This is a genomic window from Haladaptatus marinus (assembly GCF_051194195.1).
In genome coordinates this window covers 124555-147319 of the sequence record NZ_JBLZNK010000002.1, presented here as the reverse complement: position 1 = coordinate 147319, position 22765 = coordinate 124555, and the positions used below count along the sequence as shown (strand labels likewise).

The window sequence follows — 22765 nt, the reverse complement described above, 5'->3', positions numbered from 1 at the left end:
GAGCAGACACGGCGAAAAGCGGTGGCTCTTTTTACTTCGTTCCTTCGTCGCTCACGAGAACAGCGAGGAGCGGTAATTGCTTCAACTTCGAATTCAGGGACTATCTCGACCGTTCGCCGTGGGCGTGAACCACGAACTCCAGCGCGTTGACGAGATAATGCGCGACGACCACGACCAGTAGACTCCCCGAGAGGACGAATGCTGCGGCGAGCACGCCACCCAGCGTGCCCGTCACGAGGACACCGCCCGGCCCCTGTGCACCGTGGCCGACTGCGAATGCGACTGACGAAAGAACGGCGAGGAGCCACGGTGAGATACCGTACCCGCCCGCGAGCGCGCCGACGAGTGCCGACCGAAATAGCAGTTCCTCGAACCCGGCGATAATGGGAAGGACGACGCCGAGCAGGAGCGCCCACCCACGAAACGAATCCGGCGTCAGTAGTTCGCGCAGACCGTCCTCATATTCGATTCGCAGGGCGTCGGCTACCCGTTGACCGATTTCGTTCGCCACAAATAACGCGACACCGAGGACGATTCCAACGCCGAGTTGGAAGAGGGTCGCCGATTCGACACCGAGCGCGGAGCGCGGAATTCCCGCGAGCATCGCCGAGATGACGAGAATCACGCCGAACAGACCCTGACTCAGCGCGACGTTCAGCAGGAGCACCCCCGTCGTTAGTTCGTCTTCCGGGTTGGGTTGCGTATCGATCTGGTTGATCGGCTCGTCTGCCTGATCGGTCGGTTCTGATGCCAACTCGGTCGGTTCCGGTTCGGACGTTGGCCGTCCGTCTTCGAGGAGGGATCGTCCCGCCCCGAGAGGGGACGATTCCGGGGTGGAGTCATCGGAACCTAACTCCCGACTCGGTTCCGAGGTGGGTTCCAACTCGCCACCATCCCCAACCACTATCGATTGCGAGGCTCGCGCCAGCGCGATAAGGATGACGAGGACGACCAACGTGACGGCGGTGAACGCGTTCCAGTTCGGCGCAGGCATTCGGTTTTCTGTAGGATATCGGGGAGGGAAAAGGTATCTGCTTACGAGGTTGCAGACGTACCGTTGGCTTTCTCCACGCTTGAGACAGCGTTTGAGTGTATTCTGTGTCTCCAAATCACGGCTACAAACCACGCCCTCGCATCTGCAATCGTCATAGTCTCAAAACAACCGGATTTTACTGAAAAATCGACTCATCGTCGCTCATCCTCGACAACAGCACAAAAATCAACGCGGTGTCGCAACTCACGACTGCGAAAACATACAAAAAAACGAATTCCGCGAATCCGACTACTGCGGGCTGGGGCGACCCGTACTGCCGCCGATGTCGTGCTCCAGCGCGCTGCCGGTGATGTTCTTCAAACGGTCGATGAGGCTGTCCTTCTCGGGTTCGCCCGAGAGGGCCACTTCGAGCACTTCGCTGATGTGCGAGACGGGGATGATTTCGACCATCTCCTCGTACTCTTCCTCTATCATCACGTCTTGCTCGTTCGCCTTCGGGATGATGACCGTCTTGATGCCCGCCTTCGCGGCGGCCTCGATTTTGTGGGTCACACCGCCGACGGGGAGCACGTCGCCGCGCACCGACAGCGAACCGGTCATGGCGACGTCCTGTTCGACCGGCGCGTCTTCCAGCGCGCTGATGACGGCGGTAGCCACCGTAATGGAAGCGGAGTCGCCGTCAACACCCTGCTGGCCCGCCTGGACGAACTGGATGTGAACGTCTTTCTCGCTGATGTCCTCGTCGCTGAACTTCTTGATGATGGCGGAGACGTTCTTCACGGACTCCTCTGCCATCTCCTTCAGCTGACCGGTGGCGATGACCTGACCAGGACCCTGCGACGGCGTCACTTCAGCCATCACGGGGAGCATGATACCGCTGTCCTCGCCCATGACGGCAAGCCCGTTGACACGCCCGACGACGTCGCCGTCGGAGACGGTGAGTTCGTAGTCCTTCCGGCGCTCGATGAAGTCATCCGCGATCTGTTGCTCGATGGAGCGCGAGCGGCGCTTTGCCTGCAACACGTGGTCGCGCGTGGTGAACTCCGCGTCCTCCGCACGAGCGATGTCGCCTGCGACGCGGACGAGTCCACCGAGGTCACGCAGTTTGAGCGTGAGGTGGTCTTTGCGTCCGGCGCGGCGCTGGGCTTCGAGAATGACTTCCTCGACCGCATTCTCGTTGAAGTGCGGGAGGCGACCGTCCTTCTCGACTTCCTGCGCGATGAAGCGCGCATACTTGCGTCGCATCTCCGGCGTGTCGTCGATGGTGTCGTCCATGTACACCTCGTACCCGTACCCCTTGATACGGGAGCGGAGTGCCGGGTGCATGTTCTCCATCGCGTCCAGGTTCCCTGCCGCGACCATGACGAAATCGGTCGGGACGGGTTCGGTCTGCACCATCGCGCCCGAGCTGCGTTCGGACTGACCGGTGATGGAGAACTCGCCCTCCTGAATCGCCGTCATCAGCTTCTGCTGACTGCGGATATCGAGCGTGTTGATCTCGTCGACGAACAACACACCTTTGTTGGCCTTGTGAATCGCGCCGGGTTCGACGCGGTCGTGGCTCGGCGTCTCCATGCCGCCGGACTGGAACGGGTCGTGACGGACGTCGCCCAGCAGCGCACCCGCGTGTGCACCCGTTGCGTCCTCGAATGGCGCGCTGGTCACGTCGCTGTTGTTCACCAGCAGGTTCGGAATCATCGCGTCGGTTCCGCGTGAACCGTAGCGGAACGCGAGGTAGATGACACCCGCGGCGAGAATGCCCAGCAGCGGTTTGCCAGCGATGAGGAGCGCGTATCCTACCACGATGGCGATGATAACCCACATCAGGAACGACCGCATCTGATTGCGCTTGCGGGCTTCTTCCTTGTGGGCTTCGATTATCTGCTCGCCCTTTCCGGCGGGAACCGTCCGAACCTTCGGTTCGTTCCCGTCGTCGGGGTTGTGGTAGACGAGGACGTCCTGCAAATCCTTCTTGGGGAGGAGTTGGCTCATCGCCTTCGCCAGCATCGACTTCCCAGTACCAGGCGTACCGATCATCATCACGTGACGGCGCTGCTTGGCCGCCTTCATCACCACGTCACGGGCGTGATCCTGCCCGATGACCTGATCGACCAATCGGTCGGGAATTTCGACCTCTTCCGTGCTTTCTATCTCCAGACCACCGAGCAGATCGTCCTCCGAAACATCGTCGGAAATTTCGGTTTCGACTTCGCTGCCGAGACTGTCTATCTCCTGCTCAGTTTCCTGCTCCGGTGGCGGAGCTTCGGTGTCGTTACTCATAGAATTCGTTCTGTGTGATTCAAACGAAGGCAGGCGAACTGATATACTTTCTCCCTGCGACCCTGCGTGCCGGTTTCTAACAGTCAGCCGTAAACGTGTGAAACGCGGCGGTTTTGCCCGGGCGCGACTCGTCACTCTTATACAACCGCTGGCCGACGAATCGACCATGACCCGCGGGTTCTACATCGGGCGCTTCCAACCCTACCACAACGGCCATCACAGCGTGGTCGAGACGATTTCAGAAGAAGTGGACGAACTCGTCCTCGGCATCGGGAGCGCCGGGGATTCACACACTCGGCACGACCCGTTCACGGCGGGCGAGCGAATCATGATGATAACCAAATCCCTCGTCGATTCCGACTTGGTAACCTACGCGGTTCCCATCGAGGACTTGGATAGAAACTCCGTGTGGGTGAGCCACGTCCAGAGCATGAGTCCGGAGTTCGACGTGGCCTACTCGAACAACCCCCTCGTCATCGAGCTGTTCACGGAGGCAGGCGTTGAGGTACGTCAATCGCCGATGTTCAACCGCGACGTGCTCGAAGGCACCGAAGTCCGCGACCGAATGGTCGAGGGCGGCGACTGGCAGAAACTCGTCCCCGACGCCGTCACCGAAGTCATCGAGGAAAGCGGCGGTATCGAGCGCATTCAACGCGTCAGCCAGACCGACTCCAACGGCGTATGATAACGCTCTCGTCCGACTTCGGAACGCCGTACCCGGCGGCGATGAAAGGCGTCCTCCTCCAGCACGGCGACGCCCGACTCGTGGACGTGGCACACGACTTCCCCCGGCAGGACGTGCGCACGACGGCGTTCTGGCTCCGCGAAGTGCTGCCGTACTTCCCGCCCGCAGTCCATCTCGTTGTCGTGGATCCCGGGGTCGGAACCGACCGCGCCGCGATTGCGGTGCGAGCAGGCGACCACGCGCTCGTCGGGCCAGACAACGGCGTGTTGCTCCCAGTCGCTCGCGAACTCGACGACCCCGAAATCTTCGAAATCGAGTACGAAAACGCGGATAGTTCGACGTTCCACGGACGGGACGTGTTCGCGCCCGCCGCTGGTCGTATCCACGAAATCGGCGTCGATTCGATAGCAGACCTTCCCGACATCGAACCTACGAGCGAGTTCGAAGACTTGCGATTTCCGGAACCGACCGTCACCGAGTCAGACGCGGTGGGCGAAATACTGGTCGTGGATGATTTCGGCAATGCCATCACAAACCTCCCGGGCGACTTCCTCGACGGTCTAAACGAAATCGAGATGAACGGAGAAACTGCACCTGTCAAGCCCTCCTACGCGCACGTCGAGCCCGGCCAGCGACTCGTGACGGTCGGAAGCCACGGCAACGTCGAACTCGCGGTGAATCGAGGCCGCGGCGACGAGGCGTTCGGCGTCACGGTCGGCGACGAGATTCGATTTGAAAAATAGCGATATTCGTTCTGGTACTTCGTCTGCTGGCGATTCGCTAGCGAGTGGTAACTACCGACGTGTAGCGTCGGTTCCAAGATTTATCGCCGATTCCACGACCCTGCCAATGCCGGGCCGAACGCGAAGAAGACGATACCAGTCCAGAGAATAGCGAAGATGAGTGCACCGCTCATCGTCGTCGTCAGATAGCGGAAGAACCCCACTCCGCTCGCCGAACTGTACGTGTCGAGCGTGACATAGAAGGCAAAGAGCGTCGGCATGTTCGCCAACAGAATGGTGAGCGTCACGGCCAGCACGTCACGGATCGGATTTCGATTGTGACCCGTTCGGGTGGAGGATTTGGTTGCCATGTTCGTGTGGAGTCATTCAATCAGAATAACAGTTTTGTTCAGGCCGCGTCGGTATTGTGTCGCGATGCGTAGGAAACGAGGCTAAACAGCAGTGCCAGCACGCACGTCGTGAGAAGCATGCCGAACAGCGCCATCGTAATGGGCGTCATCTCGAACAGCGGGACGCCAAACAGGTTCATCGTCGTGCCACGATTCTGGCCGGTGGTTCCGACAACAAACCCGATTCCACCTGCGACGAGAACGACGACCGTTGCGGTCGCGAGGAAGACGGGGCGGCTCGAAATAACGCGCTCGCTCATCGGAAGTGAGTTGGTGCTCCCGGTGGTTAGGGTTTGCTACTTGGAACAACTCCGACGCGGGGAAAATCGAAAAAACCTGAAACGAGCGTTCGACGCTTACTTCGCGGCGATAACGTCGTCGATGCGGGCGATCATCGTCGCGGCTTCGGTCGCGCTCTCGACTGCCTCGCGTTTGACTGCGGCGGGGTCGATAACGCCTTCCTCGACTGGGTTTGCGATTTTGCCCGTTTCGCCGGAGGAGATGACTCCTGCGCGGCCTTCTTCGTCGTCGTTTGCAGCGCGGAGGTCAACGAGGGCGTCGATCGGGTCCATGCCTGTGTTCTCGGCGAGCGTGCGTGGGAGCACTTCGATTGCGTCGGCGAACGCCTCGATGGCGAGTTGCTGGCGGCCCTCGACACCCGCGGCTTCGTCGCGGACACGGCTTGCAATGTTGATTTCGGTCGCACCTGCGCCGGGGACGACGCTCCCGGAATCGGCGGCGGTCGAAACGACGTCAAGTGCGTCGTTCAGTGCGCGCTCAAGTTCGTCAACGACGTGTTCCGTTCCACCGCGGACGAAGAGCGTGACGGACTTCGCGGCCACGCCACCCTCGATGAAGGCGAGGTTCTCGTCGCCGTACTTTTCGACGCGGATGCTGTCGGCGTGGCCGAGTTCGTCATCGTCCACGTCGTCCGGTTTACCCGTACGCTTGCCGCCCGTTGCCTGTGCGATTGCGGTCGTCAGGTCGTCGTCCACGTCCTCGAAGGCGAGGATACCGTGGTTGGCGAGGTACGAGGCGGTGCGGTCGTCGATGGAGGAGTGCGAGAAGACGACATCGACGCCGGCGTCGGCGATTGCGTCAGCGAGGTCGCGGAGCTGGTTTTCCTCCGCGTCCATCGCGGCGGTGAGCTGTTCGACGTTGTCCACGGAATATTCCGCGTCGATTTCCGTCTCGCGGACGCTGAACGTGCCGTCGGTGCAGAGAACGGTGGCGTCTTCGACCGAGCGCGGCATGTTCTTGTGTGCGGGTTCCGCGTCGGTGACTGTTCCCTCGATGAGTTCCGTCGCGCTGGAACTCGAACCGACCTGTGTGTGAACGCGAATATCGTCACGTTCGACCTTCTCGTCGCCCTCGACGTGTCGGACGGCGTTGACGACGACTTCGGCGAGTCGCTCGGTCGTGATGTCGCCGGTGCCCTTGCCGGTCATGCTGGATTCGGCGACCTGCTTGAGAACTTCGTCGTCGATATCGGCGTCGAGCGAAAGGTCATCGATGGCTTCGAGCGCGATGTCGCGTGCGCGAGCGTAGCCTTCTACGATGGTCGTCGCGTGAACGTCCTGTTCGAGGAGGTCTTCGGCCTTGGCGAGGAGTTCACCCGCGAGGACGGAGGCCGTCGTCGTTCCGTCGCCGACCTCGTCTTCCTGGGTCTGGGCGACTTCGACGATCATCTGTGCGGCGGGGTGTTCGATATCCATCGAGTTGAGGATGGTTGCTCCGTCGTTGGTGATGACGACGTCGCCGTCGTCGGAGACGAGCATTTTGTCCATGCCACGCGGGCCGAGCGTGGTTCGTACTGCTTCGCTTACTGCTTTGCCTGCGGCGATATTGGAGGACTGAGCGTCTCGTCCGTGTGTTCGTTGGGAATCCTCGCTGAGGATGAACATCGGTCGTCCGCCCATGCGTCGCTGTCCGAAGCCTGATTCTGACATCACTACAACGAATGATTGATGTTCTATATAAATTTTTCCACTGCGTTCGGAGGATGACACGCTATCACACATATCGGAGACGAATATCCCGACCGATAGATTCAAATAATATTATGGGGGAATTTTCAGATGTTGGAACTGGAGCACCGTTTTCGCGTCGTTGACGTTCATTCCCGCCTCCCCGTCGAAGAGGCCGTTACGGCGCGCGGACGGGCCATCTCGCCCGAAAAGCTGGAGCGCGAGATGCATCAAGCGGGCGTCGTGTCTTCCGTCGTTTTCCCCGGGCCACAGGACGGCGAGAGCTATCTCCGAGCGAACAACGCCGTTGCCCGACGAAGCGTCGAACGTCCGTTCGTCTCGTTCGCGCGAATCAATGGCCCTCGCGACCCGACGGGGAGCGCCACTGCGCGACTCCGAAACCTCGGCGTGCGTCGGAAGGAATGGCACACGTCGCCCGAAGATATCGAGCAGTACGCATACGACGACCGGTTTCACGGATTCAAACTCGACCCGGTTCAGGACGGTCTGCCGGACGAAGTCGTTCTCGACCAACTGGAAGACGTTAGTCTCCCATTGCTCGTCCACGCGGGCGAAGGATTACTTCGCCAACCGACACGACTGAAACCCTTCTCGACCGGTCGTTCCCCGTCATCCTCTCGCATTTCGGTGGCTACCTGCTGAATCGGGATTTGATGGACGACGCCATCGACTTGCTCGATTGTTCCGACGACTGTTATCTGGACACGAGTTTCATAGGCTACCGCGACCAGTTGGAGCGCGCCGTCATGGAACATCCAGACCGCGTGCTGTTCGGCAGCGGTGCTCCGAACGCCCACCCGAACGTCGCCGTGATGGAGATCCTTACCTTGGACGTTCCCGAGGACGCCATGCGGAAGGTGTTCACTCGGAACCCGTCGCGAGTTATCGAAGCGCTTTCCGTAGATTGAGAACTTCTTTGGGGAGTTATCCCAGAACCAATCGAACGTCGAAACCTGTTCTCGCTCTATGCGTCCCGCCAATCGTATCGCTCGACGGCTCGGTTCGCTCGTGACGACAATCCAGCGGGATTCCGAGCATCGCTTCGGTCACGGATGCGGGCGAGGGCACCGTCCTTCGTACCGATGGCGATGCCTTTGCAGACGCGCTTTCCGCAACTCGCCCAGAAGGAGGGTTCGGCATCGCCCGACGCCACGTCTCGCCCCGCTTCGCGGGCGTCGGCGACGGCATCCTGTATCGTCCGTCTGAAAACCGTCAGGCGGGGGCCGTAGTTTTTCGTCATTCGGTACGCGAGCGAGCGATATTTGACGCCCCAGTCACGTTCGATTCCTTCGTCGTCTCGTTCGTCCAGACTGACGCTGACCATCGGCGACCACGTCACCGACTGATCCAAGTTAGCGAGACGATGAGCGCAGTCGCGCGCACCGCCGGTTTGGAGGGTTTCGTCGAAGCCGTCGACGGTCTCGATGGCTTCGCGGGTGAACACCGCATTCTGTCCCGAGAAGTAGGTCACGTCCCGCCCCGCAATCGTCCGCGTTTCGACCGTTTCCGTCGTCATCCCCGCCTTCACCAGTCGATGAACCGGGCCGGTCACCACGTTCACGCCATTCGATATCGCCTGTTCGACGCCGTCGTGCCACGACGCCTCGATCGCGACATCCTGGCCGACGAATGCGATGATGTCGCCCGTGGCCTCGGCGATTCCGGCGTTTCGAGCGACGTTTAGGTTTCGGTCAGAGATTTCGACCAGTGCGCTCACGTCGTCGCGCTCGCACACCATGCCGGTCGTTCCGTCCGCGGAAGGACCGTTGACGACGACCACCTCGGCGTCCGGCGCGTGCCGGGAGAGCGCGTCGAGGCTCGCTCTCAGGGGGTCTCGCCCATTGAGCGTCGGAACCACCACGGACAGGTTCATACCCGCTTTTCAGATACCGGATACGTAAAAGTAATTCGGCACGCGTCTATTCCACTTGGGCATTCCAGTACGAAACGGACGCGAGTTGGTCGCCGATAGCCGAGTCGACGATAGCCGTATCCATCTCGCGAATCCGCTCCGCGACGGCGTCCGGAATCTTGCGATAGAATCCGTACGGGAGAATCCAATCGTGATCCGAACCGACCAAGCTGAGTCCGGTTTCGGCGAGCAGTTTCTCCACATCGTCGAGGGAGTAAAGTCGCGACCCCATCGGTAGGAGCCAGTTGTAGAGGCTGCGCGTACTCGGCCCGGCGAACGTATCAAAAAAGACCTGCTCTTTGGACACTCTGCGCATCTCGCTCAGGAAGGAGGCCGGTGTATCCGCGAGATGGAAAAATCGCATCGCAAACACGGTATCGAAATGGTCGTCGGGGAACGGAAGGCGTGCCGCGTCACCGCGCATGAACTCCAGATGGTCGGCAACCCCAGCGTTACGCGCTTTGTGTCGACCCTGTTGGAGCATCGCCGTCGAAATATCGAGACCGACGATTTCGGCCCCGCGTTCGGCGAGCATTACGGTGAATCGGCCAGTGCCACAGGCGATTTCCAGGACGCGTTTTCCCTCGACCGGCCCAATCGCGTTGAGAACTGCCTCCTTCTCACGGCGGTCGATGAGTCTGCCGCCACGAGAGAATCGCTTCTCGTCGTATTCCTCGGCCACCTCTGTAGCCTGGTACCATTCCTGTCCCTTCACACTTTCTTCACACGGGTGTACCTCGCCGGGGGGATAAAACGGTACTGAAAGCGGACAGGCGAGCGACGTTGGCAACGGGTCACACGAACGATTTTGCACTTTGCTCACGTACCGCAATCGGTGGTATCGATGCCGACGTGCAAACACTGTGGCGGCGAGTTCACCGCCGAAGAACTCGTCCGCCACGAGTACGAGCGAGTGATTGTCGTTCATTGTCCCGACTGTGGGTGCGTGCTTGGTCAGTACAACCGCCACAGTGACGCGCCGAAAACCGACCACGGGCCGAGAACGAACCGCTAAATCACGGGGCGAAATTAACCATTGGTCACCACTCGATTCGGCCGAATTCGAATGATAACGCGTGGACCCTGTTCCTCGCCGAGATTCGGGTATTCGTCCCGTCCCATATATCGCTTGGTGAGTTCGTTGATGTGTTCGACTGCACCCTCTTCGGTCACTTCCTCCACTTCACCGCGAATCGAGACGAATCGATACGGGTCGTCCGGATCGTACATGTCAAGTCCGACTTTCGGGTTACGCTGGACGTTTCGTTCCTTCTGCCGACCCTTTGCAGTGTTCACGAGGATGTAATCGTCCTGGTACCCTACCCACACTGGCGTCACTTGCGGCGTTCCATCCGGCATGACGGTTGCGAGGTTGGCAAAGGTCTTTCGCTCGAACAGGTCGTGAAAATCGTCCGGAATCGGTTCCATAGATGGTTCACAACGAGGCGCATCCTGTAGTTTCTGCCCGACCTGTCACGTTGTTAAAATGTGATATAATCACGATTAAGGAGTTGATATTGTATGAACACCCATATAGCCAACTTTTACCACGTCCGTCGGGCGCACTGTTAGCATGAGCACGACCGCGACCAAACCAGCAGGTAATTTTCGTGAACGACTGCGCGAACTCCCACCCAGCGCGAAACTCGTCGCCAAGGTGTTGGAGACCGAAGAACCACTGACGCAGGGCGAACTCGCCGACGAATCGCTCCTTCCCGACCGAACTGTCCGCTATGCCCTGACCCGCCTCGAAGAACAAGACCTCGTCGTCTCGCGCCACAGTTTCCGCGACGCGCGAAAACAGGTCTACCTCCTAAACGACTGATTCACGGATTCAGTCGTTCGACTCCTGACCTCCCACGTTTCTACTTTCGCTCACTGCCTTGTTCCTGTTCTGCTTTCATTCATGATAGTCCAGCACGAACGAGGTGTTTTTCATTTGACCATCCTTTCACCACGGTATGAATCCAATCCCCGTCCCAACCGACACGGCCGCCCCACATGGAACGACGAACGCCTACGTCGTCGGGAGCGTCCTCGTTGACCCGGCGGGACGAACCGACGAACTCGACCGAAGCGTCGAGGAAAACGAAATCGAACATGTTCTCGTGACCCACACGCATCCCGACCATGTCGGCGGTGTCGCCCACTACGCCGAAGCGTGCGATGCGACCGTCTGGGCGCGACAGGGGCGCGAAGGGCGATTCGAAACAGCGACCGGACTCACGTCGGACGAAACGTTCCGAGAGGGAACCGAAATCGGCTCTCTTACCGTCATCGAAACACCCGGCCACGCGCCGGACCACGTCGCACTCGAAGGGCGTGACGGAGTCCTCGCGGGCGACCTCGCCGTCAAGGAAGGAAGCGTGATGGTTGCCGCCGGAGAAGGCGACCTGCGCGCCTATCTTACCTCGCTCCGGCGACTGTACGCTCGGAATCCGGACGCACTGTATCCGGGGCACGGCCCGGTTATCGACGAGCCGCGAGAGACGATTCGACGACTCATCGAGCACCGACGTACCCGCGAAAAGCGTGTCCGGTCTGCAGTGCTGTCGGGTGCGAGCACCCTCGGCGAAATCACCGACTCGGCATACGAAAAGGATATCTCCGGCGTTCGGGAGTTCGCCGAGCGAACCGTCGCCGCTCACCTCGAGAAGTTGGCAGTCGAGGGGGATGTAGACTGGAACGGCGAGCGCGCCGTGCCGCAATGATTTTGCTCGCTCGGCCGAACCGGAAACCGTGCAGAGTCTTGAAGCCGAACTGGAGCGCGCCAAAGCACTCGACGTAGCCGACCTTGCCGATGCAATCGAGGACATCGGATTCGAGTGTACGCGCTGTGGGGCCTGCTGTACGAGCGAGTCGGATGATCCCCACACCGCGACGGTGTTCCCCGGCGAGGTGCGCGAGTTACAGGACGCGACCGAGTACGACTTCCGTGACGTGGCGCGACCCATGCCATATGGTCTCACGGAGAATGGGGGCGAAACGTTCGAATGGGCGCTCCAGACCGACGATTGTGGCGACTGCCGATTTTACGAAGCGGACGATGCTGGCATGGGGGCGTGTTCCGTGCATCCCGACCGGCCGCTCATCTGCCAGACCTACCCCTTCAGCGTCGAACTGGACGGAACCAGTCAGCCGATGGGTGAAGCAGTGGACGAATCCGGCATCGTCCGAGCGCACGAGTGTGAGGGACTCGGGCGGGACATCGACCGGGAACACGCCGAGGAACTCGCGGATTCGCTCAAGGAACGAGCAGTCCGCGAACTCGAAGAAGCAATCGGGGTGCGCGACAACTACGAACCCGCGAATCCCAATTCGGGCGAAGTCGTCGTCCACGATTCGGAGGGTGCGAAAAACCCTGGCGGAACCGAGTACAGGGGTAGCCGAGTCGAAGACACGTCCAACTCGAACGACGACGAGTGATATCCGGTCACACCACCGCAGAAAAAGGTCGTTCTTAGAACTCTTCGTCGATGATTTCACCGACCGCGAAGTTCGATTTCACTTCTGTGATTTCGACTTTCACGCGCTCACCGATTTCCGCGCCGGGGACGATGATAACGTAGCCGCGCTCGACGCGGGCGATACCGTCGCCCTGCTTGCCGATATCCTCCACTTCAACGTAGCGGACTTCTCCGCCTTCGACGGGTGGTTGTGGCTCCGACGAAACAGGGGTCGGACCGCCACTGTCGCTAGTCGTCGTCTCTTCGCTCTGGTTTTCGCTCGGTTCAGTTTCCGTTTCGCGCGAGATAAGCGCAACACGGTAGGTTTCTCCCGGTTCGACCGAACCCGTGTCGATTTCGCGTCGTGGAATCGAGACGACGTACTCGTCGCCTTTCAGAGTAACATCAGCGCTGAACAGACACAGGAGTTTGTCAGAGATTTCCAAGGTCGTAGACCTCCAGTTGAAACCAAGTAGTCAACCATTAAAGAATTATCGACACCCACCTTTTGCTGCATGAGCGCGGCGGTGCCGCGCTCACTGGCAAAATCTGAACCAAAAACACTCCTCACCCCCTTCGGGGGAGTCGTCGGCCCGCTCATTCGTCGTTGCACTCCTCACTCGCGGTGAACTGCTGACCCGCCCGCAGCTGTGTCGTTCGCTGACGTTCTGTGGTTCTGTCAGTTGTAGGTTCCCGCCGGTTGCGTCACCCGCCTATCGCTCCTTCGCGCCGAGAACTCGACTCGCTCGTCGTCGGCGCTCGGTCGCTATCGAAAACTGAAAATCGGTTTTCGGCGTTCAGTCCGCACTGCCAGGTTTTTCGGCTCGTGCGAACTTGCTCAAATCCACGTCTACCGTCTCGGCGAGGTCAGCTGGCGTTTCGTACGGTCGGTTGACGATGACGTTTCCGGCGCGCTGTTTGCCCAATCCGGGAATCGCGGTGAGTTCGTCCATCGTCGCGCTGTTCACGTCCAGCGGGTACGGAACGCCAGTGACGGAGCGGAACCCGTGGTCAACCACGGCCACGTCGATGGTTCGCCCAAGTTCGCGTTCGCCCGGAATCCCGACGAGCAGGGGGTAGGTGCCGAGTTGTCGCCCGAAGGTTCGGCCGTCCTTGTGGTACTCCAGATGGACGTTCGGCAGGACGGTTCCCGGCGGGGCGACACGCTGGAGCATCGGGTTGTCGATTTCCTCGCGAACTTCGCGCTTGTACTGCTTGAACAACTTCTTGTGGTCGTTCGCGATGTCCGCACCGACGTCGTTCATTTCGGTACCCGAGAACGCCATGACCTGCCGGATGTTCACTCGGCGGAGCATCAGCCCCTCGTCGTACACTCGCTGGAGGAACTCCCGGTTGTGGTCGAAGGTTTCCCGACGCTCGCCTTTGAGACCGTGGAGCAGGTTGATTCCCGGCAGGAGTTTCGGCAGTCGGTTTTCGGCGTCCTTCCCGAAGGTCGGCGCGTTTTCGCTCGCGGCTTCACCGCTCGCAATCGAGGCACGGTGCGCCTCGCGGTCCTCACCGGGTCGCCAGCCCGCCTCCTCATTGACGATTTTCACCGCCTCGAAACACTCCTCGGCGGTGACGTTCAGGTTGTTTTCCTCCTGTACGACAGGGTCGGCAGATTCGAGGCCAAACGCCGCAGTGTCCCCCGCCGTGTTGTGCTCCGCAATCACTCGAATCCCCTCGCGGGAGAGTTCGGGCCACTCCACGATGGTGATGGGGTTCATGTTGTCCAGGTGGAGCGTCCCGATGTCGGGCGCGACTTCGCGGATTCCACCGTACAGTTCCCGAAGCGCATCGGGATTGGGTTTTTCGCCGTTTCCGCCGTAGGCCAGAATGTCGGCCTGTCGCCCGAGTCGGAAGTGCCGAGCACCGCGGTCGTAGAGACCCGAAACTTCCGAAATCACGGAGTCTGGCTGTCGGAACGAGGGATTGCCGTACAGCGGTTCCGTACAGAACGAACAACGGTAGGGACAGCCCCGCGAGGTTTCCATCTCGCAGATGAGGTAGTCCGGGTGATTCGGATGCTGTTCGACCACGAACGCGCCCGCTTCGGCCCAGCGGTCGATTTCCTCGTTGTCCCGCATTCGGTTGCCGAAGCCCTCCAGTCCACTTTCCACGAGGTCGAAGGCCGCTGCTTCCACGTCGCCCTTCGCCACGAAATCGAAATCGAGGTCATCGCGTTGGGTTTCGGTTCCCCCCGCGTTTTCGTCGCCGACGCCGAATTTGACGGGGCCGCCCATCAAACTGGTTCCGTCGGCCGTCCACGCCATCTTGCGCACTTCGTCCGGTTCGGCGGGCGTCCCCCCGACATACTTTCCGGGGACGGTCATCCCGCCGATGTAGATAAACAGGTCGGCGTCGGCCACGTCGCCCCACTTCGCGTTGTCCTCCCGAAGTTCGTCGATGGTGTGATACGTAATCCGCTCGGCTGGCATTCCCGCGTCCACGAGCGCCCCGGCGGTGTAGCGCGGGTACGTCGAGATGTACGGCGGCACGCCGAAGTGAGCCGGTTCATCGACGTAGCCGTCCACGAGCGTCACGTCGAGGGTCGTGGGGTCAATCATACCCGTTTTTGCGACTCGATAGGTAAAACGGTGACTACACTGGTTTCACACGAGTAAGGCGCCCCGTTTTTCCTACAGCACCTTCGGCGCGTGCGAGAAACGCCCGCGAGGGATGACTGAGCGAACGAAGTTCTCGTTAGCCAGCGAGGCGACGTCGTCGCCTCGTCCCGCTGTGAAGGTACTGGCGCAACCGTTCGGCTTAGGTAGTCAAGCGACGCAACGCGCAGTCGGAAAACGACCGGAGTCCACGCGTTTATTTTCATCCAGAACGTATCGCTTCCTATGCCCGCGACGCTTGAGGTCAAATGCACCGACGACGACTGCGAACTGGACATGTTCGAAATGCACTACACCTACGACATGCCCGACACCGTCAGTGTGATGGATTTCAGCTGTCCGTACTGTGGTAAAACCGATAGCTTGGACGAAATCGAACTATGACCCTTCGCGATATCGGTCGCTCGACTGCGACAGCCATCGCGTCGCGCGTCGGTCGTGCCGCGAGTAAGGTGCAGGAAAAACGACCGATTCCGTCCGACCTGCTGGAAAGCGAAGACGCCTACCTCGTCGTCTTCGACGCGGCGGGTGCGACGGGAAGCGACGTACAGGTTCGATTCGCCGAGCAGGCCGTCCTCGTACGAATCGACCGCTTTCGCGAGTTCCACGAGGGCTACGACATGGTATATCCCGGGCGAGGGATGTCGCTCGACGGGCGCGTCGAACTCCCGGCAGATGCCGAGGTAGACGCAAAGAGCGCAACGGCGACACTGACCGATTCGGGGTCGCTCGAAGTTCACGTCCCGAAAACGGCGTAGCGTCGAACCAATCGAGATTCCGTCTCGTTACTCGACCGCCATTCCTTCGACGATTTCGAACTCTTCGTCCCCAGTGAAACGAGTCGGGTCGAACTCCGGGATATCACCCTCTCCGAGGACATCCTTCGCAATCGCCTCGCCGAGCCCGGGCGCGCGCATAAATCCGTGGCCTTGCCATCCTGCTGCGACATAGAGTCCCGTTCGAAGTTCTCCGAGAAGGGGGTCGTAATCCGGCGTCGCGTTACAGAGTCCGGCCCACGACCGTTCGATGGTCGGAGCAAACGTCTCGGTGTTTGCTCCGAGTCGATGCGTGAGTCGGTCTTCCATCGCGGAAACGAACTTGTCGTCGCTCTCGCGTTTCCACTCGTCTGGGTCGCTCTCGACTTCCTCCGTGCCGTCACCGGCCAGCAAGCCCTTGGGATGCGGACGCAGGTAGTATCCCTCGGTGGCGTCGTACACCATCGGCACGTCGGCGTCGAACTCGCAGGTGAGCGCCTGTACCCGGTAGGGTTTCAGCGGCACGGCGATTCCGGCGTCCGCGAGGACTCGTTTGGTGTGGACACCCGTCGCGACGACCACCGCGTCGAACTCCTCGTCGCCGTCCTCGGAAACGATGCGCGGCGGGTCGAATTGAACGCCGACTTCGATGCCGGTTCGAATCTCGGCACCCGCTCGTTTCGCTTCCTCGGCGACGGCGTTCGCGTAGCTACCGGGGTCGGTTCGGCCTGTATTCCGGGCAATTGCGGCGACGTTTATGTCCGCCGTGTTCAGCGACGGATAGCGCTCCGCAAGTTCCTCGGCGTCGATAAGCGACACGTCCCGACCCTGTTCCTGCATTCGCGGCACCTGTTCGCGGATGGCCGTCGCTCGCTTCTCGTCGCCGGTTCGGGCGAACCAGACGTACGGCGTTTCGACGAATTCGAACTCGCCGGTTCCCGAAAATTCGCGGAATCGCTCGATTGCTCGGTCGCCGATGCGGGCATCTTCGGGAGCGGCAAACGCGTCGTACAGCACCCCTGCGGCCCGTCCCGTGCTCGCATCTTCGTTCGGAATCTCGCCTTTTTCGAACAGCACCACGTCCTCGCCGTGAACTGCGAGGTCATAGGCCGCCGTCACGCCGACCGCGCCACCGCCGACGACTGCGATTCTCATCGGTGTGCCTCCGGCCAGAGGGCGGCCATTTCTTGCTCACCGAGCCAGTCAACGAGCGCGTTGAGTTCGTCGCTCGAACTGACGAGCAGTCGCTCACCTGCTTCCCGTGAACCTTCCGTGGGATGGCCCACGACGCCGCTCTCCGAGAAGTCGATGGTGTCGAAACCGACGTTCGCGCCGTGAACGTCTTCACCCCATGTCTCGCCCGCGCCCGTCTCCGCCTCGTCGAGTGCCGCCTCGCGCACGAGGTTGTCCGCGATGGCGAGGAGCATGCTCGTCTCGATTTCGTCGGCATGGGTGATTCCCGTGCCGAACTCGTCGTCCAGTATCTCGCCGATTCCGCTCCACCAGTTCCACGGGACGGCGAAGGCGACTTCCTCGCGTCGGAGGCGGCGCGCGACGCGCTGGAGCGCGCCGCTGTTACCGCCGTGTCCGTTGACGACGACGACTTTCCGCACGCCGTGGCTGGCGATACTGGCGACGATGTCGCCGATGTAGTTCTCGAAGGTTTCGGGCGCGATCCAGAGCGTCCCGTCGAATTGGCGGTGATGTTCGCTGACACCGACTGGAATCGTCGGCAGGCAAACCACGTCGTCGCGGTCGGAAATACTGTGCGCGACCGCTTCTGCAGCCATGAAGTCGGTTCCCAGCGGGAGGGCGGGGCCGTGCTGTTCGACGCTTCCAGTCGGAAGGAGTGCGACTTCCGTTTCGGCGAACTCCTCGTTCGCCGTCGTCGTCGTGTGTTCGTGAAGCAGACTCATGCAGTGGGGATTGCGTTCGCAGTATTTCAAACTGGGTGTCACGGCGAACGAGAAAAAAGAGGAATGTGTCAGTCGAGAAACGGGTCGATTCCCCTCGCAGGGTAGCCGACAACGAGATTCGCTCCGGCAGCTTTCAACTCGGCGACGCGCTCGCTGACTTCATCGCCCGACCCGACGAGCGCGAAGTCACGACTCGCCGTCGAGAGCACTTCTCGGGCACGACCTGTGGCGCGAGCGTCGGACGCAGCGCCGTCGGGAAGTGCCCGAGCGACCGGTTTACGTCGGGAGACGTACTCGCCGACCGCGTCGAGGATGACATCCTCGTCCTCCTCGAGAACGGTCGGTGCGTACACCGCAATCGTCCCTTCGAATCCGGCGGCGCGAAGCGCACGCAGTTGGCGGTCGGTCGAACGCGAGAGCAGTTCGAACTGTGTCGCGCCCGTCGCGGTGGCGATTCGTTCGACACCCTCCGTGCCGACCCAGGCATCCGGTTCGCGGTCGAGCGCCGTGCCGAGTCGCGGGGCAATCGCCCGGGTTCGCTCGTTCTCGGACAGATACGCCGGATGACCAGCCACCAGCACGTGGCCCGCATTCTCCGGGATGCGGTCGAATAGCGAATCGTCACCGAGGGGGTCGAACCCGTCGGCCCGGACGGGCACGGTCAGGCGGAGGTTCGTCTCGTCGGCGAGTTCGGCCAGCGTTTTTTCGTCGGGGAGGTGTTCGCGCCCCTCGTAATCGATAGTGACCGTATCGAGGGGTACTGCCAGCGCGCGGCGCACGTCACACTCGGTCGGTTTCAGTGCAACTGCATCGAGGCCGGTTCGTGTGATGGCGTGGCTACTGGTTAACATCGATTTCCTCCCATGGTCAGAACTATGCTACTGTACACGCGGAACGCGATCCATCGTCTGTGCGACCATGTGACTTTCCGTTGTTCGGTTGTATTGAAAAGGCTGTCGGCGACGGCAACTATCAGATTGCGCGTTGTGGAGAGGTGTGTTCGTTTCAGCGCTTCGCGTTTGTGGTTTGGAAGGGGGTTCCGGAGATTTTCGTTGCTATTCCGCTAGGTATACCCGACAACAAATACCCGCCACCGCACCGCATCCGATCACAACCCTCCCCAACCGATTCCTTCGTCGTATTGCTCCTCAGCCATCCCTCGCGCAGTAATCGGCAGGGCTTCGGACGTTCTTCAACCCTGCCAACGCGCGCGCCACGAAGTGTCGCGTCGAATCGAGATTGTAGCCGACCACATAGCGCGCGCTGGCGTGAGCCGGAGGGCAGTTCGCTCGGAGGCTCATGGTCAAGCCGTGCGAGGGACGACCGCAGGGAGTCGGCTGGGGAGGCGTGTGGGCGGGTGCGGTGGCGGTCATGTGTTGTCGTGACTTGCTACTGACAGACCGACACTGACGTAACTCACGTACTGTTCGTCTCGCCGAGTAACTGTTTTGATTGGGGTCGTGATTCCTTCGAGCTTCAGAAGCGACCAAAATCAGCAGAATCAACCGGCACCAACCCCCGAAAAACCAGTTCGCTACCCCAAATCGGGGTCTGTGTCAACGTATTTATCAATCCGATCCGGAGCGCGCCAGTCGGTCGTCAACTCGAACAACTGGACGACGATGCGCCCGGTCGCCCCCCAAACGGTGTAGCCATCAACATGGAAGAAATGGATGACGATATCGCCGTAATGCGGATGGTCGCGCTGTTCGTTTTCGTAGTTTTCGGGGTCTATCATCGCCGAAACGGGAAGCAGTGCGATTTCCGCGACTTCGCGCTCGTCGGGTTCGTAGGTTCGGTCGGGAATCCGGACGACGAAGGGGGTGACGGCGTAGTTCGTTATCGTTCGAATGTCGTCCAACTGGCCGACGTGCTCGACCTCGTCGGGCAACAGCCCGATTTCCTCGTTGGCCTCGCGGAGGGCGGTGTCCCAGAGGTCGCCGTCCCGGGGTTCTCGACCCCCGCCGGGGAAACTCATCTGGCCGGGATGCTCGCCGAGGTGGTCGGCTCGCTTCGTAAACAACAGATACGGACCGTCCTCACGCTCGACGATTGGAACGAGCACGGCGGCGTCGCGCTTCTCGTCCGTGACCGACCGCGGTTCGTAGTCGGCCACGCGACCCAATTCCATGTCCATTGGTTGCTCTATTTGACCTTAATTTGCCCGGTCGTCGAGCGATTCGTCCAATCGGTCGCGCACGTCGTCGGCCGAAACGGGTGCCCACGCTTCGAGGTCGTAGCTCACGTCCAGCAGATGCCCCGCACGTTCCCCGTCCGCATTTTTTGCCTCCCGTTGAAGGTGGGATTTGACTCGCTCGCCGATTCGCTCGCGGTTCACGGAACGTTCCGGCACATCCATGATGTGTGGCAGATCCTCGCCGTTTTCCGGCAGGGTGGGAAACGCGACCGGCCCGGGAACGAGCACGGTTGCGTCATCGCCGTCCGCGTTTCCGTCGCTTTCGGCCTCCACGAGATAGAAATCCTGGACGGCGTCCTCGATGACCGATTCGAACGTCGATTCATCGACTACCTTGCCCTGCTTGTACGCCAACTCGGTGAGGGCTTGGGCCAGTTCGTCGCGGGAGAGCGCGTCAAAGAGGTCAACCACCCCGGCGAGTTCGTCCTTCGTCTTGCTCATTACCGGGAAGCGTCGGCCCACCGATATTAGTGTTGGCGTTCGGGCAGGGATAGCCGTGCTGTCTTCCGAACCACAGCAGGGTCGATTGGTGCATCCGTCCACACCGGGAGCAGTTCCCAACCCATTTCGTCAGGCGACCGAATCGCATCTGCATACGTCCCGACCTGTCGGCGCTCCGCCGCCGCGTCGTATCGAAGGTCGTTGAACTCGGCATCGGCGGCGTACTGCCGAATACACCGGTTTGCCGCTTCTCGATAGCGCGCCGGCAGGGTTTCGTAGGCCGGGACGACGCCGTTCGATTCACAGACCCGAAAGAGTGCGCGTCCCACTCCCTCGCTCATCGCGGAGAGTCCGCCCGACCCCGAGACGCCACGATGGTCGTGCTCGTACCGGCCCAGGTCTACCTGTGCGGTTCCCTCGAAACCGACCCGTTTGAACGCCTCGCCGAGAGTGCCGACTTCCAGCCCCCAGTTGCGCTCGATACGGAGATTCGACGCGAGTTCGGCGGTCATGCCGAACTCGCCCGCCAGCGCGTATCTGAAGGCACCGAGATAGGAGAGAACCGGTGCGTCACTGGCTTCCCGCAGTGCCCGGACGAGCGGCGCGTAGAAAAGTCGAAAGAGACGCCCATACAGTCGTTCGTCCTCGACACGGGCGTAGTAGCCCTTCGTGAACTCGAATCCTGAATCGAGCGGAGAGAGCAATCGCGGAACGATTTCGTCGGTGTACGTCTTCGCGTCCGCATCGTGACAGACGACGAAATCCGACTCTGCCGCCGCGACCCCGAGGGCGAGCCAAACGTCCCGCCCCTTGCCCGACTCGCCGTTCAAACCGTGTTTCGCCAGCAAATTCGTGACGCGAGGGCTGTTACACCAGAGCAGGGTGAGCGGGAGGTCGAACTCCCCGAGCCAGTCGTGAACTGCGCCGACGCGGTCGCGCGGTGCGCGAAGCGGGACGACGACCTTCCCCGGGCCGACCGATTCGAGGGTCGAGAGAATCCGACTCGCTGTCCGTGACCGATATTCGCGGGCGGTCATCGGGATGACCACGGCAGTGCGATCCGTGGGGGCGTCGGGAATCCGACCCGTCAAGTCGTGGAGCGTCGTCACCTGCTCCTGCACGTACTCCATTGGAGTGAGCTTAGCGGAGCGGGATGAAAAAGGACGTGAAGTCGGCAGGGGTTGTGGTCGGTCAACTCGTCACCGCGTCGGTCGGCAGTCGATCCGACCGGTGCAAAACGAGTAGCACGGCGAGAATGACGAACAGGCCAACAGCAAAGGCACGGAACACGTCGTTGAACACGAAGCCTGCATCCCGCAGCGCGCCGACGACCGAACTACCGGCCGCCTGCACGACCATCATGATTCCGCTGTAGAGCGCGTAGGCACTGGCTCGATTTTCGTCGGGAAGCGAATCCAGCATGTAGGTGTCGAGTGCCGGAAAGAGGCAGTGGATGACGTATCCGAGGACGATGGTCACGACGAGGATTGCGACGAACCCTTGCACAGCGGTCATCGCCAGCAAGCAGGCGGCAAACGCTCCCAGAATGGTGAGCATGAGGGGCACGTGTGGCAGACGGTCCGCGAGTCGCCCGGTGAACCAGAACGCCGGAACGCCTGCCGCGAAGATGACGGTGAGCATGTTTCTCGCCGTGCTTGGTTCGAGTCCCTTCGCTTGCAGGTACGTCGGATAGAAGTTGAACAGGCCGTTCCAAACGAATCCAGTTGCGCCGACGATAGCGACACCACTCAGAATGAGGGGCCACTGGCGGCGGAACGCTGCCAAAAGGTCGCGGTCTGCCGACCCCGCATCGGGGAGTTCGGTACGGCGAGCGATGACGAAGAAGACGACCGTAGTAATCGCGGCAATAACACCGACGAAGCCGAGAACGCCCCGCCAACCGACCGGTGCCAGTGCGACGCCGACGAATAGGGGGGCGGCGACGGCCGCAAGTTGGCTCGCCGTGCCGTGAATCCCGATCGCTCGTCCGACGCGCTCGGGGTACAGCTCGCTCACCAACGGATTCGCCGCGATGAAGTATGCACCGCTCGAGACACCCATCAGGAACCCACCCACCCCGAGCATCGGTATCGAGTCGGCGAGTGCGGTGAACCCGGCGGCACCCGTCAGAAGGACGCCGGTTCCGAGGATGACGTGGTGGCGCGGAACGCGAGTGAGTAAGTAGCCAGTCGGTATTCGCGGTAGCGCACTTCCAAGCCAGACCAGCGTGGCTATCAGTCCAACCGTGGCGTCACCCACCGGAAAGGCATCCTTGAGCGGTTCGAGGAGGGGTGCGAACACCACACGTGCAAAATTAACTAAAAAGACCATCGAACTGAGCGACGCAAAGAGGCGACCACGGGACACGTGATGTGGTTTCGGGAGGGGACAGTCA

Annotated in this window: 26 protein-coding genes and 1 pseudogene; 9 read left to right on the top strand and 18 right to left on the bottom strand. The window is 60.9% G+C overall.

The annotated features are described in order from the left end of the window. Window positions 1-100 precede the first annotated feature (100 nt). Window positions 101-994 (bottom strand): CPBP family intramembrane glutamic endopeptidase, encoded by an 894-nt coding sequence (locus tag ACN2TU_RS02730; RefSeq protein WP_435152751.1) that lies wholly within the window; start codon window positions 992-994, stop codon window positions 101-103. Between the two features lie 288 nt (window positions 995-1282). Next, window positions 1283-3274: an ATP-dependent protease LonB gene (gene lonB, locus ACN2TU_RS02725; protein ID WP_435152749.1), complete on the bottom strand. Its 1992-nt coding sequence runs from the start codon at window positions 3272-3274 to the stop codon at window positions 1283-1285. Window positions 3275-3440: 166 nt separating this feature from the next. Here lonB and ACN2TU_RS02720 point away from each other — a divergent pair, with 166 nt between their 5' ends. Further along, window positions 3441-3959: a nicotinamide-nucleotide adenylyltransferase gene (locus tag ACN2TU_RS02720; RefSeq protein ID WP_435152747.1), complete on the top strand. Its 519-nt coding sequence runs from the start codon at window positions 3441-3443 to the stop codon at window positions 3957-3959. Beyond that, window positions 3956-4702, top strand: coding sequence for an SAM hydrolase/SAM-dependent halogenase family protein (locus tag ACN2TU_RS02715; RefSeq protein WP_435152745.1), 747 nt, complete (start codon window positions 3956-3958; stop codon window positions 4700-4702). The genes ACN2TU_RS02720 and ACN2TU_RS02715 overlap by 4 nt, the downstream gene beginning before the upstream one ends. An 80-nt stretch (window positions 4703-4782) precedes the next feature. Here ACN2TU_RS02715 and ACN2TU_RS02710 read toward each other — a convergent pair whose 3' ends face one another. From ACN2TU_RS02710 to thsA, 3 genes are all read right to left on the bottom strand, one after another. Then, window positions 4783-5052 (bottom strand): hypothetical protein, encoded by a 270-nt coding sequence (locus ACN2TU_RS02710; RefSeq protein ID WP_435152744.1) that lies wholly within the window; start codon window positions 5050-5052, stop codon window positions 4783-4785. A 38-nt stretch (window positions 5053-5090) separates the two neighbouring features. Beyond that, window positions 5091-5351: a DUF7520 family protein gene (locus ACN2TU_RS02705; protein WP_435152742.1), complete on the bottom strand. Its 261-nt coding sequence runs from the start codon at window positions 5349-5351 to the stop codon at window positions 5091-5093. Between the two features lie 96 nt (window positions 5352-5447). Then, window positions 5448-7010: a thermosome subunit alpha gene (gene thsA / locus ACN2TU_RS02700; protein WP_435153632.1), complete on the bottom strand. Its 1563-nt coding sequence runs from the start codon at window positions 7008-7010 to the stop codon at window positions 5448-5450. A 159-nt stretch (window positions 7011-7169) separates the two neighbouring features. On the opposite strand from thsA, the pseudogene ACN2TU_RS02695 reads away from it, so the two are divergent. Further along, window positions 7170-7987 (top strand): annotated as a pseudogene (locus tag ACN2TU_RS02695) (amidohydrolase family protein). 56 nt (window positions 7988-8043) lie between these two features. Here ACN2TU_RS02695 and ACN2TU_RS02690 read toward each other — a convergent pair. Both ACN2TU_RS02690 and ACN2TU_RS02685 read right to left on the bottom strand, forming a co-directional pair. Then, window positions 8044-8952 carry a glycosyltransferase family 2 protein gene (locus tag ACN2TU_RS02690; protein ID WP_435152740.1) on the bottom strand — a complete coding sequence of 303 codons (909 nt, stop codon included), beginning with the start codon at window positions 8950-8952 and terminating at the stop codon, window positions 8044-8046. Between the two features lie 46 nt (window positions 8953-8998). Further along, window positions 8999-9706 (bottom strand): class I SAM-dependent methyltransferase, encoded by a 708-nt coding sequence (locus tag ACN2TU_RS02685; RefSeq protein ID WP_435152738.1) that lies wholly within the window; start codon window positions 9704-9706, stop codon window positions 8999-9001. A 129-nt stretch (window positions 9707-9835) separates the two neighbouring features. On the opposite strand from ACN2TU_RS02685, the gene ACN2TU_RS02680 reads away from it, so the two are divergent. After that, complete coding sequence (locus ACN2TU_RS02680) at window positions 9836-10006, top strand: hypothetical protein (RefSeq protein ID WP_435152737.1); 171 nt, start codon at window positions 9836-9838, stop codon at window positions 10004-10006. A gap of 14 nt (window positions 10007-10020) precedes the next feature. Here ACN2TU_RS02680 and ACN2TU_RS02675 read toward each other — a convergent pair whose 3' ends face one another. Beyond that, a complete protein-coding gene (locus ACN2TU_RS02675; RefSeq protein ID WP_435152735.1) occupies window positions 10021-10419 on the bottom strand; it encodes a PPOX class F420-dependent oxidoreductase in 399 nt (132 codons plus the stop codon). A gap of 145 nt (window positions 10420-10564) precedes the next feature. On the opposite strand from ACN2TU_RS02675, the gene ACN2TU_RS02670 reads away from it, so the two are divergent. The 3 genes from ACN2TU_RS02670 to ACN2TU_RS02660 all read left to right on the top strand — a co-directional run bounded on the left by ACN2TU_RS02670 (window position 10565) and on the right by ACN2TU_RS02660 (window position 12417). After that, window positions 10565-10816 (top strand): MarR family transcriptional regulator, encoded by a 252-nt coding sequence (locus tag ACN2TU_RS02670; protein ID WP_435152733.1) that lies wholly within the window; start codon window positions 10565-10567, stop codon window positions 10814-10816. 136 nt (window positions 10817-10952) lie between these two features. Further along, complete coding sequence (locus ACN2TU_RS02665; protein WP_435152731.1) at window positions 10953-11702, top strand: MBL fold metallo-hydrolase; 750 nt, start codon at window positions 10953-10955, stop codon at window positions 11700-11702. A gap of 28 nt (window positions 11703-11730) precedes the next feature. Then, window positions 11731-12417: a YkgJ family cysteine cluster protein gene (locus tag ACN2TU_RS02660; RefSeq protein WP_435152729.1), complete on the top strand. Its 687-nt coding sequence runs from the start codon at window positions 11731-11733 to the stop codon at window positions 12415-12417. Between the two features lie 34 nt (window positions 12418-12451). Here the strand turns inward: ACN2TU_RS02660 and ACN2TU_RS02655 are convergent, their stop codons facing one another. Together ACN2TU_RS02655 and ACN2TU_RS02650 are read right to left on the bottom strand one after the other, a co-directional pair. Continuing rightward, window positions 12452-12883, bottom strand: a complete 432-nt coding sequence (locus ACN2TU_RS02655; protein WP_435152727.1) for a TRAM domain-containing protein — start codon at window positions 12881-12883, stop codon at window positions 12452-12454. Between the two features lie 351 nt (window positions 12884-13234). Continuing rightward, window positions 13235-15004, bottom strand: a complete 1770-nt coding sequence (locus tag ACN2TU_RS02650) for a radical SAM protein (protein ID WP_435152725.1) — start codon at window positions 15002-15004, stop codon at window positions 13235-13237. Window positions 15005-15286: 282 nt separating this feature from the next. Here ACN2TU_RS02650 and ACN2TU_RS02645 point away from each other — a divergent pair, with 282 nt between their 5' ends. Next, a complete protein-coding gene (locus tag ACN2TU_RS02645; RefSeq protein WP_435152723.1) occupies window positions 15287-15445 on the top strand; it encodes a DUF7559 family protein in 159 nt (52 codons plus the stop codon). Next, the gene (locus tag ACN2TU_RS02640; protein ID WP_435152721.1) at window positions 15442-15819 is read left to right on the top strand and encodes an Hsp20/alpha crystallin family protein; all 378 of its coding nucleotides are present in this window, start codon (window positions 15442-15444) and stop codon (window positions 15817-15819) included. Before ACN2TU_RS02645 ends, ACN2TU_RS02640 begins: the two co-directional genes overlap by 4 nt. Before the next feature lie 27 nt (window positions 15820-15846). Here ACN2TU_RS02640 and ACN2TU_RS02635 read toward each other — a convergent pair whose 3' ends face one another. From ACN2TU_RS02635 to ACN2TU_RS02600, 8 genes are all read right to left on the bottom strand, one after another. Continuing rightward, entirely contained in the window at window positions 15847-16971 is a 1125-nt protein-coding gene (locus ACN2TU_RS02635) for an NAD(P)/FAD-dependent oxidoreductase (RefSeq protein ID WP_435152719.1), read from the bottom strand. Continuing rightward, on the bottom strand, window positions 16968-17732 hold the full coding sequence (locus ACN2TU_RS02630) for a creatininase family protein (protein WP_435152718.1): 765 nt from the start codon (window positions 17730-17732) through the stop codon (window positions 16968-16970). The genes ACN2TU_RS02635 and ACN2TU_RS02630 overlap by 4 nt, the downstream gene beginning before the upstream one ends. 68 nt (window positions 17733-17800) lie before the next feature. Then, window positions 17801-18583, bottom strand: a complete 783-nt coding sequence (locus ACN2TU_RS02625) for a DUF7388 family protein (protein WP_435152716.1) — start codon at window positions 18581-18583, stop codon at window positions 17801-17803. A gap of 297 nt (window positions 18584-18880) precedes the next feature. After that, window positions 18881-19033, bottom strand: a complete 153-nt coding sequence (locus tag ACN2TU_RS02620) for a hypothetical protein (protein WP_435152714.1) — start codon at window positions 19031-19033, stop codon at window positions 18881-18883. A 233-nt stretch (window positions 19034-19266) separates the two neighbouring features. Further along, complete coding sequence (locus ACN2TU_RS02615; RefSeq protein WP_435153630.1) at window positions 19267-19863, bottom strand: NUDIX hydrolase; 597 nt, start codon at window positions 19861-19863, stop codon at window positions 19267-19269. A gap of 24 nt (window positions 19864-19887) precedes the next feature. After that, on the bottom strand, window positions 19888-20370 hold the full coding sequence (locus ACN2TU_RS02610; protein ID WP_435152713.1) for a DUF7109 family protein: 483 nt from the start codon (window positions 20368-20370) through the stop codon (window positions 19888-19890). A gap of 26 nt (window positions 20371-20396) precedes the next feature. Beyond that, window positions 20397-21500: a glycosyltransferase family protein gene (locus tag ACN2TU_RS02605; RefSeq protein ID WP_435152712.1), complete on the bottom strand. Its 1104-nt coding sequence runs from the start codon at window positions 21498-21500 to the stop codon at window positions 20397-20399. 61 nt (window positions 21501-21561) lie between these two features. Continuing rightward, complete coding sequence (locus ACN2TU_RS02600; RefSeq protein ID WP_435153629.1) at window positions 21562-22701, bottom strand: MFS transporter; 1140 nt, start codon at window positions 22699-22701, stop codon at window positions 21562-21564. Window positions 22702-22765 lie beyond the last annotated feature (64 nt).